This window comes from Micromonospora sp. NPDC049089, assembly GCF_040648775.1.
Classification (GTDB): domain Bacteria; phylum Actinomycetota; class Actinomycetes; order Mycobacteriales; family Micromonosporaceae; genus Micromonospora.
In genome coordinates, this window is record NZ_JBEZEH010000027.1 from 1 (window position 1) to 15,661 (window position 15,661).

Below are 15,661 nucleotides of genomic sequence, written 5' to 3' on the forward strand. Positions count from 1 at the left end.
CCCGGGGGGCCCCGCCCCTCCCCGGCCCCCCCGGGCGCGCCCCCCCCGGGCGGCGCCGGGGGCGCCGGGCCCCCCACCACCGGGCTGAACCCCGCACGACCGCGCCGACGGCGCCGGTCAGATCCAGCCCGCCTCGCCGGCCATCCGCACGGCCTCCACCCTTGTACGGGCGCCCACCTTGCGGGCGATCCGACCGAGATGGTTGCGGACGGTGCCACGGGTGAGCCCGAGCGACACCGCCACCTCCGCGACCGGCGCACCTGCGGCCGTCAGCCTCAACACCTCCGTCTCACGGCTGGTCAGTGGGCTGTCCGAGTGCAGCGCGGCGACCACGAGATCCGCGTCGAGCACGGGTTCCCGGCGGGCGAGCCGGCGGATCCCGTCGATGACCCGCTCGGGGGTGGCGTCACTGCGCAGGATGCCGACCGCCCTGGTCGGGCCCAACATGCCGCGCAACCGTCGCGCTCGATGCGGGTGCGCCAGCACCAGGACGGGACACCGGCCTAGACGGTCGGGATCGACTCCCTCGACGAAGTCGAGGTCGGCCACCACCACGTCGGGGCTTTGCGCGCGGACGGCCGCGGAGACCTCGTCGCCGCGATCCACCTCCGCCACGACACGGATGTCGTCCTCGGCGGCGAGGACGAGCGACAACGCGCCCAGAACCAGGGCGCCGTCCAGGGCGAGCAGGGTACGGATCACGATGAACCTTCCCGCACTCCGACAATGATCACGGTACGTCAACATTCAAACACGCATCCGGTGGGGTCGCACGGCGACAGGTGGGTCCGGACGTTGCCTCCGGACCCACCCCCCAACGGCTACAACCAGCCGTTACGCCGCGCGTGCGACACCGCCTCCAAGCGGTTGCGAGCCCCGGTCTTGCGCAGAATCACCGACAGGTGATTGCGCACCGTCCCGTGTGCCAGGTAGAGGCGGCCGGCGATCTCCTTCAGCGGCAGGCCCTCGGCCGCCATCCGGAGCACGTCCATCTCCCGAGGCGTCAACGGCATCTCCGGAGGGCTCAGCACCGCGATCGCCGCGGCGGGGTCGATCGCTCGCTCCCCGGCCGCGAGCGCGCGGATCGCGCGCACCAACTCGGCCAGCGAGCTGTCCTTCCCGACCAGGCCGCGCGCGCCGGCTGCCAGCGCCGCCTCCACCAGCGTCGGGCTCCACCGTGGGCTCATCGCCAGCACGGCGGCGTGCGGCGCCTCGACGTCGATGCGGGCGACCACCTCCACCGGGTCGGGCAGCTCCGGTGTCAGTGCCAGCACCACCACCTGCGGTCGGCACCGCCGGACCACCGTCAACAGTTCACCGACACCCTCGACGTCGGCGACCACCTCCATGTCCTCCTCACGTGACAGCGCGGCGCAGAGCGCCCCGCGGAGCAAACCCATGTCCTCGGCGACGACAACGTGGATCACCACGTCTTCTCCGATCTCAGGTACGCGTCACGGCGGCCACCGATCCCGGAACATCCACGGGTTGATCGGGGAGGTCGTGCGCTACAGACAGGTAGGCATCGGCCCGCGGCACCGTCACGGCGGACGGGCGCGGACACGAATCGACCGGCCAGCGGTGAAACGGGCTGCGGGCACCAGTCACCGGGGTCGGTCGACAGGCCTCAGCCGGGGCGGGTCATCGGAGAGAGGGCTCGGCTCTCGACCAGGAGCGGCACGAGATCGGCGGGCGGCCCAGCATCGACGTGCGACTGCCTCTCGAGCGGCCGGGCCAGCCCCGGGCCGGGCGTCGATCCGTTGTCGACGCTAGCGGCATCCTGGTCGGCCGGCGCTATGGGCTGACCCGACAGCAACTCGCCCACGTCCACAGGTGACGGGTGTGCGGTGGGATGCCCCGTCGAGACGGCGGCACGCGCGGGGCCGACGACGGACATCCGGTGCGGCGCGCTGGGTGGCGCCGCAGCGTGTACGGCGGCCGGGGCAGGAACCGCCGGTAGCGCCGCCACCGCCGCTGCGGGAGCCGGGCCTGTCACCGGCGTGACCGCTGGGGGTGCCGGAAGCGGAGGTGTCGCCGCCGGCACGGTCACCGGGCGTGCGACGGGTGGGAGTACGGCATCGGCGACACAGAGGAGCGCCATGACGATGGGCCGGATCGGCACCGCGTTGACGATGTCGACGACGGATGGCAGCGGCGCGGCGATCAGGCCCACCACCGGCGAGACGGTCGGCGCGCGCACCACGGGCGGGGCGGGGGCAGCTGGCTGTCGCGGTGCGTCGGCGGCGGGCTGGGCCAGTTCGACATGGCGAACTGGCCGATGAGCCGCTCGGGCCACTGAGGCCGGCCGGAGCCTCTCGCGCTCCGCCGCGCGGACCGGAACGGGCGCGGTGACTCTCGGCGCACCCGTTGACCGTCGAAGGTCCGTCGGGGGTGGCTTCTCGCGGGAGGCGACGACGTCACGGATGGGCCCTCCCAGCGGGGCGCGAAGCCCGTCGCGGCGTCTTTCGTCGGCACCCGGGGGTGCCTGGCGGACGTCGCGGGGGCGCTCGGCGACCGTGAGCTGCGCGACCGACTCGACCAGACCGCCGACTATGCGATGGGGCTCGTCACCAGACCCGTCGCGCAGCCCGTCGGCGGCGGCCGGCCCCTGGAACAGGGCGGCCACGACGAAACCGGCCCCGGCGGCAGCCGCGATCAGCACCAGCCGTCGGATAAGCCTGTGCAGCCGAGCGGCCACAAGTGGCGCGGATCGGCCTGGCCCGGACGTTGGCGTGGTGCCGATGACGGGACTTCGCACGCGGGTACGGCCCCTTCCCTCTGGATAGCTGACCCATAGTAGCGATGTGCTCACGTAGCCGCATCCGGTGACGTGTGCGCGCACCATCGCTGTTCGATCAGGTGCTCTGCCCAAAGGGCGAGGCAGGGCCGCCGGGTCACTGCTCGGGCGGGTTCGGATCGGTCCGGGCTGATGCCGTGACAACAATCTGACTGATTGCTCAGGGCGCCGTCTGTACCGCGATGCCGATAGTGTCACTCGCGGCACCGACCTGAACTCACACTGTCACCGCAGCGAGCGCCCTGGGGGGTTGATGGCGTCGAGCAGACGTTGGGCAGTCCTGATCGGGGTCGACCAGTGCGGCCGCGACGTCCAACTGCCACCGCTTCGATACGCCGAAAGTGATGCTCTGGCCCTGCGGGATGTGTTGTTGGACCAGGACATCGGCACCTTCGACGACGGTGCGGTACAAATGTTCGTCGGTCGCGACGCCACCTGGCGCGAGATCAAGCTGTTCCTGCGTGACGTGGCCCTCCGCGCGGCGCCGTCGGACGTTCTGTTCGTCTACTTCGCCGGCCATACCCTCGTTCCGCGATGGAGTGATCAGCTCGACGCCTATCTGGTCACGGCCGACCTTGACCCGGAAACGCTTGCCCGCGAACCCGACAACGGGTTACGGATGTCCTTTCTGAAACGGGACATCTTCGATGCCTTCGCCGGTGCCTCGTTCCTGGTGCTCGACTGCTGCCATGCAGGCGTGTACGCCGATGCCGACCGACGCAACATCAAGGTTCTGCAGTCGTACGCGGAGGCGGTGGACCGACCACGGCACAACGCGCTGCTCGCCTGCCCCAGCGGATCGGTGACCCGGGAGAGCGCCGAGCATCGCCACGGGACACTGACGCACCATGTCTTGCGGGCGCTGCGCGGCGGGGCGGGTGACGAGGCCGGACGGGTGTCGTTCGCGCAGATGGCGACGTTCGTCGCCGAGCAGGGCATGGATCCACCGCCGGTGCACTCGGCGCACGTCTACGGGGCGACCACGGTGCTGACCCAACCGCCGATGTCCCGCCACGACCGCCAAGCGCTCAACAGCCCGGCGAACCCGGGCGTCTCGCGCCCCTGCCTCAACCCGCTCGAAGACCAGACGAGCTCGATCCGGCAGCTGCTGGACCGGATCTTCCGTGCTGACGTCCGTTCCCCGCACCAGTCTCAGCAGAGCGAACGCGACGGACGTGTCGAACTCATCCGGCAGGCACTCGACGCGGAATCGGTCGCGGTCGTCGAGTTCACGGGCAACAGCTTCGCCGTGGTGGACCGGACGGCGCGGTTCGACAAGGACAGCCTGTCGCCGATGCTGGAGACCGCTGCCGTCGACAGGGTGAAGCATCCGAGGGCGACGCCAGGGTTTGTCGTCTCGCACGGGGTCGGTCGCCGGATGCTCTGCGTGCCTCTCGCGTTCGCCAGCGACCGCACCCTCAACCTTGCCGTGGTCGATCCGGCACTCACCCAGCTGGACATGGGCGAACCGCTGGCCGTCATGCTCCGTGCGGTCTGGGAGTCCGATCCGGTGGCCGATCCGTTGCAGTCGGAGATGACCGTCCTGACCGCCCTGCGTACCTCCTTCGGTCGACTTCCGCTCAAGCTGTATGAGGATGCCTTCGGCCTCTACCAACAGCTGATCGATTCGATGATCATGGTGTTTCAGCCGGTCGTCGAGCTGGACCAACGCGCCACCGGGGTCAGCGTGCAGAGTTTCGAGGCCCTGGCCCGCCGCAACGACCGCGAGCGGCGCGCTCCCTTGTCCGCATTGCGCATGGCCCACGACTGGGGTGACCGTTTCGTCGTCGAGCGTGACGCGATCCTCGCGGCCAAGGCGATCCACTCCTATGCCGAGGCCGACGCGGCGTCAGGATGGCAGGGCACCAAGCCGTTGTCGGTCAACGTGGCGGTCCGCTCGCTGCTCAGCGACGCGTACCTCAACCAGGTGAGCAAAGCGCTCGCCGAGGCAGGGTTGCATCCGCGAACCTTGACGTTGGAGATCTCCGAGCAGGATCCGATCACACCGGAGCCGGGCGAGCGATGGCCGCAGGAGCCCTTGGTCTACTTCCACAACCGGCTGACCACACTCGCGCGAGAACTCCGGATCAGCTTCGCAGTCGACGACTTCGGAGTGGGTTACGCATCGCTGGCGCGTATGGCCGAGCTTCCGCTCACCCAGATCAAGGTCGACCGGGCGATCCTGCACCACCCTATGGCGTTGGAGGAACTCGCACTCGTGGCGCGCGTCGCTCGATACGCCAGCGACCAGGGGCAGACCGGGCAGCCGAGGACGGTCATCGTCGAGGGCTTCGACGATGACGCCCCGGTCAGTCTCTACGAGATCTTCCGGCTGGGGATCCATCACGTGCAGGGCTACTTCAGCGGCGGGGTCGCCTCAGCCACGCTGCGCGAGTTGGACCCAGCCGTGCAGGAGCGGATCGCCTCACTCGTGAGAGGGAAGACGTGACCAGCGTCAAGCTACTGCTACCTGCTGAAGTGATCGAGGAACTCGATCTGCCCTACGAGGGTGTTCGCGACAGCGGTGCGATCACCGTGGCGATCGAGGGGATCGCGGTGTTGGCGAATCTCGCCACCCTGGCCACGCTGCAGCCACAGGCGGAGTCGTTGGTTGCCGCGATACGCAATTGGCGCCTGCGCAACCACCAGAAGCCGGCGGTGTTGACGGTCGAGGGGGCGAACATCAGCCTGCGGATCGAGCTGCCCCCCAACGTCAACCGGGCGACCCTGCTTCGCCAACTTGAACCACTGCTCGACGAAGAGAGCCGCTAGGGCGGCCTCCAGGACTGACCGGCCCACGCCGCGCCCGGTGACTGGACGGGTGGTCGCCTCGGGATCCGTGGTGCGAGAAGCGTCATCTACTGGCGGACAGGCCTGCCATGGCCCTATTGTGCTAGGCAACTAGTGAAATGGGGTGGCGAGGTGATCGAGTTTCACCTGGACGCGCGGTCCGGGGTCGCGCCGTACATGCAGCTCATCCGACAGGTACGGCACGCGCTCCGGCTCGGAGTCCTGAACGAGGGCGACAAGCTGCCCACAGTGAAGGAGGTGGTGGCCCGGGTCGCCATCAACCCGAACACGGTGTCCAAGGCGTACCGCGAGTTGGAGTACGAGGGCTTGGTCACCGCTCGGCCCGGGCTGGGCACGTTCGTCACCCGCTCGCTGGTCGGCGATTCGCTGAGCAAGCATGAGCCGCTGCGGCAGGGCCTGGCCCGCTGGCTGACCGAGGCACGGGAGGCGGGCCTGGACGACGAGAGCATCGAGGCGCTCTTCCTCAGCAGCTTTCGGGCATTTTCGGAGGTCCGAGGATGACTAGTGCCCTGTTGGCGGACGGTCTGACCAAGTGGTACGGGCGGCGCTCCGCACTGAAGGATTGCACTCTGGACATTCCGGCCGGCCACGTCGTGGGCCTGGTCGGGCCGAACGGCGCCGGTAAGTCCACGCTGCTGCAACTGGCCTGCGGGCTGCTCGATCCGACCGCGGGGCGGATCGAGGTGCTCGGCGCGCGGCCGGTTAGCGGGTCGCCGCGGGTCGGGTTCGTGGCGCAGGACACCCCGGTCTACGCCGGCCTGACCGTCGCCGACCACCTGCGGATGGGCGCGCACCTCAACCCGTCCTGGGACGCTGCCCTCGCCGAGCGGCGCATCGCCCAGGTCGGCCTGGACCCGGCACAGAAGGCGGGCAAGCTCTCCGGTGGCCAGCGCGCCCAACTGGCCCTGACCATCGCCGCGGCGAAGCGTCCCAGCCTGCTGCTGCTCGACGAGCCGGTGGCGGCACTCGACCCGCTCGCCCGGCGCGGTTTCCTGCAGGGGCTGATGGAGCTGACCGCCGAGCAGGGCATGAGCATCGTGATGTCCTCGCATCTGGTCGCCGACCTGGAACGGGTCTGCGACCACCTGATCGTGCTGGTCGCCTCCCGGGTGCGGGTGGCCGGCGACGTGGACGACCTGCTCGCCACCCACCACCGTCTGGTCGGGCGGCGGCGCGACACCGCCGAGCTGGGCGCCGGGCGAGCTGTGGTCGAGCAGAGTCACACCGAGGTGCAGTCGACCCTGGTGGTGCGCAGCACAGCGCCGATCGTCGACCCGTCCTGGCAGGTCGACCGGCTGGACCTGGAGGACATCGTGCTGGCGTACATGAGCGGTGCCACCGGCGAGGGCACGGGTCGGATTCTGGAGGGACAGCGATGATCTGGATGACGTGGCGGCAGTTCCGCACCCCGGCCCTGGCCACCGGCACCCTGTTGCTGGTGCTCCTGGGCGGTCTGGCGCTGACCTGGTCCGAGGTCACGGAGCTGGCCACGCAGACCGGATACACCGGCTGCCAGGGCGATGCCTGTCGTGCCGCCGGCGAGGCGTTCCTGCAGGCGTTGCAACGGGGTTGGGCGAGTGAGTTCCACATCGCCGCCATCGGGACCCTGTACCTGCTGCCCGCCCTGGTGGGCATCTTCTGGGGCGCGCCGCTGGTGGCCCGGGAGTTGGAGTCCGGCACGTACCGCATGGTCTTCAGCCAGTCCGTCAGCCGCGGCCGCTGGCTGCTGGTCAAACTGGCGGCCGGCTGCGGTGCCGCCGCGCTCGGCGCCGGCCTGCTCAGCCTGGTGCTGACCGAGTGGGCGCAGCCGATCGACGGGGCCTCGGCGGACCGCATGAACCCGCTGGTGTTCGCGGCCCGGGGGATTGTGCCGATCGGCTATGCCACGCTGGCCTTCGTGGTGGGTGTCGCCACCGGGCTGCTGCTGCGGCGGACTCTCGCCGCGATGGCGGTGACCCTGCTGGTGGTGGTCAGCCTGCAGATCGCCGCGCCGTTCGTGGTGCGCCCCTGGCTGGCTCAGCCGGTCACCACGGTCAGCCCCCTGCAGTTCGACGGTGATTACGGGATCTCGATGAGCCCTGACACAGGGCGGATGACGGTCCATGTCGAGCCCGACCGCAGGGGTGACTGGATCGTGTCGAGCACCACGATCACCTCGACCGGAGCGGAGTTCACTGGTCCGGCCGATATGACCCAGTGCGGGCCGAGGGCGTCCGGTGGGCGCGAGGCGTGCCAGAGTTGGCTGGGGAAGCAGAACCTCAGCCTGAAGGTGAGCTACGTGCCCGGCTCGAAGTTCTGGGACCTGCAATGGCGGGAGTTCGGCGCGCTGTTCGCGCTGACCGTCGCGCTGTCCCTGTTCTCCCTCTGGTGGGTCCGCCGCCGACTGGTCTGACGGCACAGCCAGCGGCCGAGATCGAGGACGTGCAGCGTCCCGCCCGGACTACGTCGGTTCAAGTGGTTGACCTGTCAAATTTCCGCCGGTAGTTTAAATTCCGCATCTACCGGTATCTATGAAACCAGGTGAACCGTGCTGCTGAAATCCATCGCCATCGCCGCGTCCGTCGCAGGCGTGCTCGCCACGGCCCCCGCCGCCTCGGCGGCAGCACCCGGAGTGTCGATACAAAGCTGGGGGTCCGGGAACTGCCCGCAGGGCATGCTCTGCATCTGGCCCAACTGGAATCACCCGCCGCAAGGTCCCGTGGAGACGCCGTCTCTGACGACCAACAGCGAGTGGACCGGCAGCATCCAGGGGTTCAACTTCTACAACGGCACGGGCCGCGACGCCGTGATATCCGGGTTCACTTTCGGCTCGTCGATTCCCTTCACGAATTGCGCTCCTGCCGGCGGGACCGGGGGAAACCTGTATATACCGGTCAACGTGACGAAGGTGACTTGGCAGCTGACCCCCTGCTGATCCTGGCCGGGTTGCCGTCCGCGTCGCGCGACACCCCCACCTCCACTCGTGGCGCGCAGGTGGGTTGAAGTGGGGCGTTCGATGTTCGGTGCCGCCAGGGAAAGTGTCTCGGCGCGGCTCCACCGCAGAGGCCGGCTTAGTTCCTTGCGCGGCCGGCGACCCGGCGGAGGGCCAGGTAGGCGACCCCCGCGGCCAGCACCCAGGGCGCGGCGACGAGGACCGGGTCGAGCGGATGGTGGACGCGGTCGACCCGGTTGCCGCTCAGCCGGGACGAGAGCCCGTGGTGCGTGAACTCGCTCAGGACACCAGTTTCGGTGATCGGATTGTCAGGGTGGCGGGTCAGGAACGACGCCAAGGCGCCCTCGACCGCGTCCACCCGGTCGGCAGCGAGCAGGAGCAGCCAGTGGGCGGCCCGTCCCTCGCTGTACCTGCGGTAGGAGTACCGACGGATCACCCCGGACAGGCCTCTGGGCGGGCACGAGGTACCGAACACCGGGGTGAGGAACTTGTGCTCGATCGACCGCTCCCTCGGCCACTTCTCAGGCTGCCGCTCGGGGAACTCCCAGTGCGCACCGTTGAGGGTCGGGTCGAACCGCTCCTGCGGCACCGAGGGTCGGTCCTTCGGGTCCAGGTCGACACCCCAGCCAGGGATCCGGGCACGCAACTCGTCGCTGGACTCGGCGAGTTTCGGCTTGTCTGCTGTGTAGGCCATGTCGGGCTCCCGATCAGGTCAGGCGGGGTTCGGAACGATCAGCGGCTTGATGCAGCCGTCGAGCTTGGCGGAGAAGATGTGGTACGCCTCGGCGATGTGCTCCAGCGGAATCCGGTGGGTCACGATGTCGCTGGGCTTGAGGTAGCCGTTGCGGATGTGCTCGAACAGGCGCGGCCACTGCCGCTTCACCGGGCACTGGTTCATCCGCAGGGTCAGGCCCTTGTTCAGCGCGTCACCGAACTTGACCGCGCTGAACATCGGCCCGTACGCGCCCATCACCGAGACGTTGCCGCCCTTGCGTACCGCGTCGATCGCCCAGTTGAGGGCGACCGGGGAGCCACCCTGCAGTTTCAGCTTCGCGGCGGTGACGTGCTGGAGGAGGTTGCCGTCCGCCTCCGCGCCGACGGCGTCGATGGCCACGTCGGCGCCCAGGTGGTCGGTGATCTTCTTCAGGTGCACGACGATGTCGTCGTACTCGCCGAAGTTGTAGGTCTCGGCGTGGGCGAACGACGCCGCCTTCTCCAGCCGGTAGTCGAGGTGGTCGATGACGATGACCCGGCCGGCGCCCATCAGCCAGGCCGACTTCGCGGCGTACAGGCCCACGGGTCCGGCGCCGAAGACCACGACCACGTCACCCTCGACGATGTCACCGAGCTGCGCGCCGAAGTAACCGGTGGCGAGCGCGTCGGTGAGCAGGACGGCGTCGTCGTCGTCCATCCACTCGGGGATCAGGCTCGGGCCGATGTCGGCGAACGGCACCCGGACGTACTCGGCCTGACCGCCGTCGTAGCCGCCGCAGGTGTGCGAGTAGCCGTAGATGCCGCCGACGGCTGTGGCGTTGGGGTTGACGTTGTGGCAGTTGCTGAACAGCCCTCGGGCGCAGAAGAAGCACGACCCGCAGTAGACGTTGAAGGGAACCATCACCCGGTCACCCGGCTGGACGTTGCGCACCGACGGACCGACCTCGTCGACCACGCCGACGAACTCGTGACCGAAGGTCATCCCGACCCGGGTGTCGGGCATCATTCCGTGGTAAAGGTGCAGGTCGGACCCGCAGATCGCCGCTCGGGTCACCTTGATGATCGCGTCGTTGGGATGTTCGATGGCGGGACGGTCCTTCTCCTGGACCCGCAGGCGGTACGGACCGCGGTAGACCATTGCTCGCATTGACTGCCTCCTGGACCTGAGCGATGGCGGACGTGTCGCCCCGGGTCCCCGTCCGAAGCACTGCGACGCTGGTACCCCTGTCTATTGCCGACAAACCGGAGCTGGTTGAGCGACGCTTGGCCTACTCGGCGCAACGACGCGGTGACGCCGTGCAAGGCGGTGGCCAGGTCGGTGCCGACGAACTGGTGGGGCGAGGCGATGACGTTCAGTGGCTCAGACGGCGGATGACCAGCAGAGCGATGTCGTCGTTGGGACGCTCCTCCGCGGTCGTGATCATGATGTGGTCGCACAACGCCTCGGCTGGCCCCGACTGCACCGCGCCGGCGAGACGCTCGATGCCGGTGTCGATCACTTCGCTGCGGCGTTCGACCAGTCCGTCGGTGTAGAGGACGAGCGCCGCACCCGGCGGTAGGTCCAGAACGGTGGTGCGGCGGTCGACTGTTGGTCGACCCACACCGAGTGGGCGGTCCACCGCCAGGTTGACAGGCCGGGTGGGGTGGCCGGGGACGGCCAGCAGCGGTGGCAGATGGCCTGCGGAGGAGAGGTGCACAGTCGTGCGGTCGGGTGCGATCAGGGCGTAGACGGCGGTGGTGAGGCTGCCCGCCTCGAAGTGGTGGATCTTGCGGTCGAGGGAGGTCAGCGCCGTGGCGGGATCGTCGGAATCGAGAGCGTAGGCGCGTAGCGCGCTGCGGATGCGTCCCATGACGACGGCGGACGGCAGCCCGTGGCCGGAGACATCACCGATGACGGCACCCAGCCAGCCCGACGGCAACGTGAAGACGTCGTACCAGTCGCCGCCGATGCCGAGGTCGTGGCCGGGCACGTACCGGGCGGCCAGGTCCAGGCCGGGGATGTCGGGCAGCCGGCCGGGTAGCAGGCTGCGTTGCAGGGCCAGCGCCGCCTGCCGGTCGAGAACCTGTGCTCGGGCCTGCCCTGCCAGGCCGGCGCGATCGGCAACGAGCTGCAGCAGCCGCACGTCGTCGGGACCGAACCGCCGCAGGGCCAGAGAGCCGACGTGCAGTACGCCGACGAGGTTGCCGTTGACGAGCATGGGCACGCCCAGCAGGGCACGTATGCCCGTGGCGAGCAGGATCGGATTCACCACGTCGTCGGGCGTCACGTTGTCGATCGTGACCGGGGCGCGTGTCGCTGCCACTCGGCCGGCGAAGCCGCGCCCGACCCGGATGCGGAAACCGCGGCGCACCTCCTCCTCCAGGCCCTTGGCCGCGGTCGCGACGAGCTCGCCGGTGTGGTCGTCGAGCAGCAGAATGGTGGCGGTGTCGACCTTGAGCAGGTCCCGGACCCGCTCAAGGAGCTCGTCGAGCAACTCGGCGATGTTGAGCCCCGACAGGGCGGCGTCGGTGATCGCCTCGATACGTCTCAGTCGCTCCTCGTTCGTCACCAGGTCGGCGTCGGTCACCCAAGCAGCCTAGACGTCGACGCGACGCCGACGGCACGTCAGGAGCTAGATCAACAGTGTTGTGGCTCCGACGTGGGGTACCTGCCCGCCGAGTGACCGCCCCGGTCCGACACGGGAGGAACGGGCTTGTGGGCGCCGGTCCTATCTGGAGTATGAGCGGGTGTACCGTCGCCGCATGACGGTGCTGCAGGAGTTTGTCGCCGCTCTCTCCAGCGGCCGGATCCAGGTTGTCGACCTCACCGCTCCGCTCTCGGACCAGACCCCGATCCTGGGTCTGCCCGAGCAGTTCGGCCAGACCTGGCCGTTTCAGCTCAGCGAGATCAGCCGGTACGACGACAGGGGTCCGGCCTGGTACTGGAACAACTTCTCCACCGGTGAGCACACCGGCACCCACTTCGACGCCCCGGTGCACTGGGTCACCGGTCAACAGGGCGCGGACGTGTCGCAGGTTCCGGTGAGCCAGTTGATCGCCCCGGCGGTGGTGATCGACCACGCCGCCGACGCCGCCGAGAATCCCGACTTCCTGCTCGAGGTCGAGCACGTCAAGGCATGGGAGGCGGAACATGGCGCCCTGCCCAGCGGTGGCTGGCTGCTCTACCGCACCGGCTGGGACGCGTACGGCGACGACCCGGAGCGGTACGCCAACGCCGGGCGTACCCCGGGCATCTCCGTGGAGTGCGCCCGCTGGCTGGCCGAGGAGTCACCCATCCAGGGCGTCGGGGTGGAGACGGTCGGGACCGACGCGGGCGCCGCGCACTCGTTCGACCCGCCGTTCCCGTGCCACTCGTTCCTGCTGGGCCAGGACAAGTACGGCCTGACCCAGCTCCGTAACCTGGCGCAGTTGCCGGCGACCGGCGCGGTGGTGATCGCCGGGCCGCTGCCCATCGTCTCCGGGTCGGGCAGCCCGTGCCGGGTCCTCGCGCTGGTCGAACGGTAGGCCGGACCACCGATGCGGGTAGCCGAGGTGGTCGGGCGGGTCCTGTACGGACACGGCGCACGGCACGTCTTCGGGGTGGTCGGCAGTGGCAACTTCCATGTCACGAACGCGCTCGTCGCGGCCGGCGCCCGGTTCGTGGCGGCGGCCCACGAGGGCGGCGCGGCGAGCATGGCAGACGGGTACGCCCGCACCGCCGGGACGGTGGGGCTGCTCTCGGTGCACCAGGGCCCCGGCGTCACCAACGCGCTGACCGGCCTCACCGAGGCGGCGAAGAGCCGTACCCCGATGGTGGTCCTGGCCCCGGAGGCGACCGCGCCGCTGTCGAACTTCTTCATCGACCTGCCGGCACTCGCCGCCTCGGTCGGGGCCGACTTCCACCGGGTACGCGCGACGCACGCGGCCGAGGACGCGGGCGCGGCCTACCGGGCCGCCGCCCGGGGCGCGACAGTGGTGCTGGGCCTCCCGTTGGAGGTGCAGCAAGCAGTGACCGAACCATGGTCCGGCCCGGTCCCCGCGGCCGCGCCGACCCCGGTCACCGCCCCGCAGATCGAGCCGTTGCTGGCCGCGCTCCAGGCTGCCCGCCGACCGGTGTTCATCGCCGGTAGGGGCGCACGCTCGGCCCGGGAGCCGCTGATCCGGCTCGCCGACGCGTGCGGCGCGTTGCTCGCGGTCTCGGCCGCGGCGAAGGGGCTGTTCGCCGGGAACCCGTGGAACCTCGACGTGGCCGGCGGCTTCGCCACCCCGCTCGCCGCCGAGCTGATCGGCGGGGCGGATCTGGTCGTCGCCTGGGGCAGCACGCTGAACATGTGGACCACCCGGCACGGCGAACTGATCCCGCCCGCCGCCGTCGTCGTCCAGGTCGACCGCGACCCGGCCGCGTTCGGGGTCAACCGCCCGGTCGACCTGGCGGTGGCCGGCGAGGTGACGGCGGTCGCCGAGGCGTTGCTCGCCCGGCTGGGCGTCGGCTCCAGCGGGCCCGGGGGCGCGCGGACCGGCGGGTGGCGTACGCCGGAGCTGGCACAGCGGATCCGCGACCACGGCCGGTGGCGGACCGTTCCGTACCAGGATGAGGGCGGCGGTGCCCCGGCGACGATCGACCCGAGGACGCTCTCGACCGCCCTGGACGACCTGCTGCCGGCCGACCGGACGGTGGTGGTCGACTCCGGCAACTTCATGGGCTACCCGTCGATGTGGCTCGACGTGCCGGACGTGGCCGGATTCTGTTTCACCCAGGCGTTCCAGTCGGTCGGGCTCGGGCTGGCCAGCGCGCTCGGCGCGGCGGTCGCCCGCCCGGACCGGCTCACCGTCGCCGCGGTCGGCGACGGTGGCTTCGTCATGTCCGCCACCGAACTGGTCACCGCCGTCCGGCTGGCGCTACCCCTGCTCGTGGTGATCTACGACGACGCGGCGTACGGGGCGGAGGTGCACCACTTCGGCCCGGACGGGCACCCGTTGGAGACGGTCACCTTCCCCGAGACCGACCTGGCCGCGATCGCCGGTGGCTACGGCTGCGACGGGTTGACCGTCCGGACCGTCGACGACCTCGAACCGGTACGCCACTGGCTCGCTGGTCCCCGTACCCAACCGTTGGTGATCGACGCCAAGGTCAGCGCCGCGCGCGGATCGTGGTGGTTGGAGGAGGCGTTCCGTGGCCACTGAGCCACCGTCGTACCCACGCCGACGCTGCCGCCCGGCCTGCTGGTGACACGGTGTCACAACTCGCGTACGTTGGCTCGATGGCCACTCTCTGGACCCTGGGATGCGACGCCGATGATCCCCAACGGATCGCTGCCTTCTGGGCGTTGGCCCTCGGCTATGTCAAGGAACCCGGTTTCGACGAGCCCGACAACGCGTCCATCGTCGACCCGGACGGTCGGGGCCCGGCCATCGGCTTCCTCAAGGTCCCCGAAGGCAAGTCCGCCAAGAATCGCATGCACATCGACATCCGGGTGGCTGGGCCTGACTCCGGCGACATGGTCGAGCGCGCCCGGCTGATCCGGCAGAGGGTGCCCGAACTGGTTGCCGCCGGCGCGACTGTGGTCCGCGAGGAGTGCTACGGCGATGTCCTCGGGCACGTCGTCATGCTCGACCCTGAGGGCAACGAGTTCTGCGTCGCCTGACGCCGTGGTCAGGCGTTTGCGGGTGGGGCCGGAGTGTCCGGCGGCAGGTGGCAGACTCATCGGCGTGGACGACGTGGCCGCATCGACGGTGGATGGTGAGCTGGAGAGCGTCAGCCTGGTGGACCTCGCCGTCTCTCGGCTGACCCGGGAAATCCTCAGCGGCAAGAGTGACCCGGGCGAGCGCCTGGTGGAGGAGCAGTTGACCCGGCGGCTGGGGATCAGCCGGGCTCCGTTGCGGGAGGCGCTGCGGCTGCTGGCCCAGCAGGGGCTGGTCGAGCACGTGCCCCGGCGCGGTGTTCGGGTCGCCACCCTGTCGGACCGCGACGTGCGGGAGCTGTACGAGCTGCGTGACGTGCTGGAACGCTTCTCGGTACGGGCGGGGATCCCGGTCGCCAGGGAGAGTGACCTCGCCGGACTGCGGGCGACGCTGGACCAGTTGAGGGAGGCGACCCGGGCCGGCGACCGGATGGCGGTCGCCGAGTCGCACCGGGAGTTCCACGTCGCGCTTGTGGCGCTCGCCGGTAACCGTCAGCTTTCCGCTGTGTACGGCTCGATCCTGGTGAAGCTTCAGCTCTACATGGCGATCAACCTGCGCCGGGAGGCGGAACTGGCGCAGCCGCTGGACGGTGTCCACCGGCATGAGCGGTTGTTCGAGGCTGTCGCCGGGGGAGACCCGGAAGAGGTACTCACAGTGCTCTCCGGGCACGGCGCTCGCTCGTATCTGGGCTAGCCGGAGGTCGGCCGTGGCCCGGCGGAGTCGGGGCCACGCGCCGTCATGGTGTC

General features: G+C 69.9%; 16 protein-coding genes. 10 read left to right on the forward strand and 6 right to left on the reverse strand.

Features of this window, described 5'->3' with window-relative positions:
- Positions 1-117: 117 nt before the first annotated feature.
- From AB0B48_RS07265 to AB0B48_RS07275, 3 genes are all read right to left on the reverse strand, one after another.
- Entirely contained in the window at positions 118-702 is a 585-nt protein-coding gene (locus AB0B48_RS07265; RefSeq protein WP_357197233.1) for a response regulator transcription factor, read from the reverse strand.
- Positions 703-821: 119 nt separating this feature from the next.
- Entirely contained in the window at positions 822-1,430 is a 609-nt protein-coding gene (locus AB0B48_RS07270) for a response regulator transcription factor (RefSeq protein WP_357197236.1), read from the reverse strand.
- 197 nt (positions 1,431-1,627) lie between these two features.
- Positions 1,628-2,662, reverse strand: coding sequence for a hypothetical protein (locus AB0B48_RS07275; protein WP_357197239.1), 1,035 nt, complete (start codon positions 2,660-2,662; stop codon positions 1,628-1,630).
- 388 nt (positions 2,663-3,050) lie between these two features.
- Between AB0B48_RS07275 and AB0B48_RS07280 the strand changes: the two genes are divergently transcribed.
- From AB0B48_RS07280 to AB0B48_RS07305, 6 genes are all read left to right on the forward strand, one after another.
- The gene (locus AB0B48_RS07280; RefSeq protein ID WP_357197242.1) at positions 3,051-5,246 is read left to right on the forward strand and encodes an EAL domain-containing protein; all 2,196 of its coding nucleotides are present in this window, start codon (positions 3,051-3,053) and stop codon (positions 5,244-5,246) included.
- On the forward strand, positions 5,243-5,569 hold the full coding sequence (locus tag AB0B48_RS07285) for a hypothetical protein (protein WP_355006381.1): 327 nt from the start codon (positions 5,243-5,245) through the stop codon (positions 5,567-5,569). The genes AB0B48_RS07280 and AB0B48_RS07285 overlap by 4 nt, the downstream gene beginning before the upstream one ends.
- Before the next feature lie 150 nt (positions 5,570-5,719).
- Complete coding sequence (locus AB0B48_RS07290) at positions 5,720-6,109, forward strand: GntR family transcriptional regulator (RefSeq protein ID WP_357197247.1); 390 nt, start codon at positions 5,720-5,722, stop codon at positions 6,107-6,109.
- The gene (locus AB0B48_RS07295) at positions 6,106-6,987 is read left to right on the forward strand and encodes an ABC transporter ATP-binding protein (protein ID WP_357197250.1); all 882 of its coding nucleotides are present in this window, start codon (positions 6,106-6,108) and stop codon (positions 6,985-6,987) included. The genes AB0B48_RS07290 and AB0B48_RS07295 overlap by 4 nt, the downstream gene beginning before the upstream one ends.
- Positions 6,984-8,000, forward strand: coding sequence for an ABC transporter permease subunit (locus tag AB0B48_RS07300; protein WP_357197253.1), 1,017 nt, complete (start codon positions 6,984-6,986; stop codon positions 7,998-8,000). Before AB0B48_RS07295 ends, AB0B48_RS07300 begins: the two co-directional genes overlap by 4 nt.
- Positions 8,001-8,135: 135 nt before the next feature.
- Entirely contained in the window at positions 8,136-8,522 is a 387-nt protein-coding gene (locus AB0B48_RS07305; protein ID WP_357197256.1) for a hypothetical protein, read from the forward strand.
- Positions 8,523-8,658: 136 nt separating this feature from the next.
- On the opposite strand, the gene AB0B48_RS07310 is transcribed toward AB0B48_RS07305, so the two are convergent.
- The 3 genes from AB0B48_RS07310 to AB0B48_RS07320 all read right to left on the reverse strand — a co-directional run bounded on the left by AB0B48_RS07310 (position 8,659) and on the right by AB0B48_RS07320 (position 11,821).
- Positions 8,659-9,234 (reverse strand): hypothetical protein, encoded by a 576-nt coding sequence (locus AB0B48_RS07310; RefSeq protein ID WP_357197259.1) that lies wholly within the window; start codon positions 9,232-9,234, stop codon positions 8,659-8,661.
- 18 nt (positions 9,235-9,252) lie between these two features.
- Complete coding sequence (locus tag AB0B48_RS07315; protein ID WP_357197262.1) at positions 9,253-10,401, reverse strand: zinc-dependent alcohol dehydrogenase; 1,149 nt, start codon at positions 10,399-10,401, stop codon at positions 9,253-9,255.
- 205 nt (positions 10,402-10,606) lie between these two features.
- Positions 10,607-11,821 (reverse strand): GAF domain-containing SpoIIE family protein phosphatase, encoded by a 1,215-nt coding sequence (locus tag AB0B48_RS07320; protein WP_357197265.1) that lies wholly within the window; start codon positions 11,819-11,821, stop codon positions 10,607-10,609.
- Positions 11,822-11,996: 175 nt separating this feature from the next.
- Here AB0B48_RS07320 and AB0B48_RS07325 point away from each other — a divergent pair, with 175 nt between their 5' ends.
- The 4 genes from AB0B48_RS07325 to AB0B48_RS07340 all read left to right on the forward strand — a co-directional run bounded on the left by AB0B48_RS07325 (position 11,997) and on the right by AB0B48_RS07340 (position 15,608).
- Complete coding sequence (locus AB0B48_RS07325; protein ID WP_355006374.1) at positions 11,997-12,758, forward strand: cyclase family protein; 762 nt, start codon at positions 11,997-11,999, stop codon at positions 12,756-12,758.
- A 12-nt stretch (positions 12,759-12,770) separates the two neighbouring features.
- Positions 12,771-14,417: a thiamine pyrophosphate-binding protein gene (locus AB0B48_RS07330; RefSeq protein WP_357197268.1), complete on the forward strand. Its 1,647-nt coding sequence runs from the start codon at positions 12,771-12,773 to the stop codon at positions 14,415-14,417.
- 77 nt (positions 14,418-14,494) lie between these two features.
- Entirely contained in the window at positions 14,495-14,878 is a 384-nt protein-coding gene (locus AB0B48_RS07335; protein ID WP_355006372.1) for a VOC family protein, read from the forward strand.
- A 64-nt stretch (positions 14,879-14,942) separates the two neighbouring features.
- Entirely contained in the window at positions 14,943-15,608 is a 666-nt protein-coding gene (locus tag AB0B48_RS07340) for a GntR family transcriptional regulator (RefSeq protein WP_124853711.1), read from the forward strand.
- The last annotated feature ends 53 nt before the right edge of the window (positions 15,609-15,661 follow it).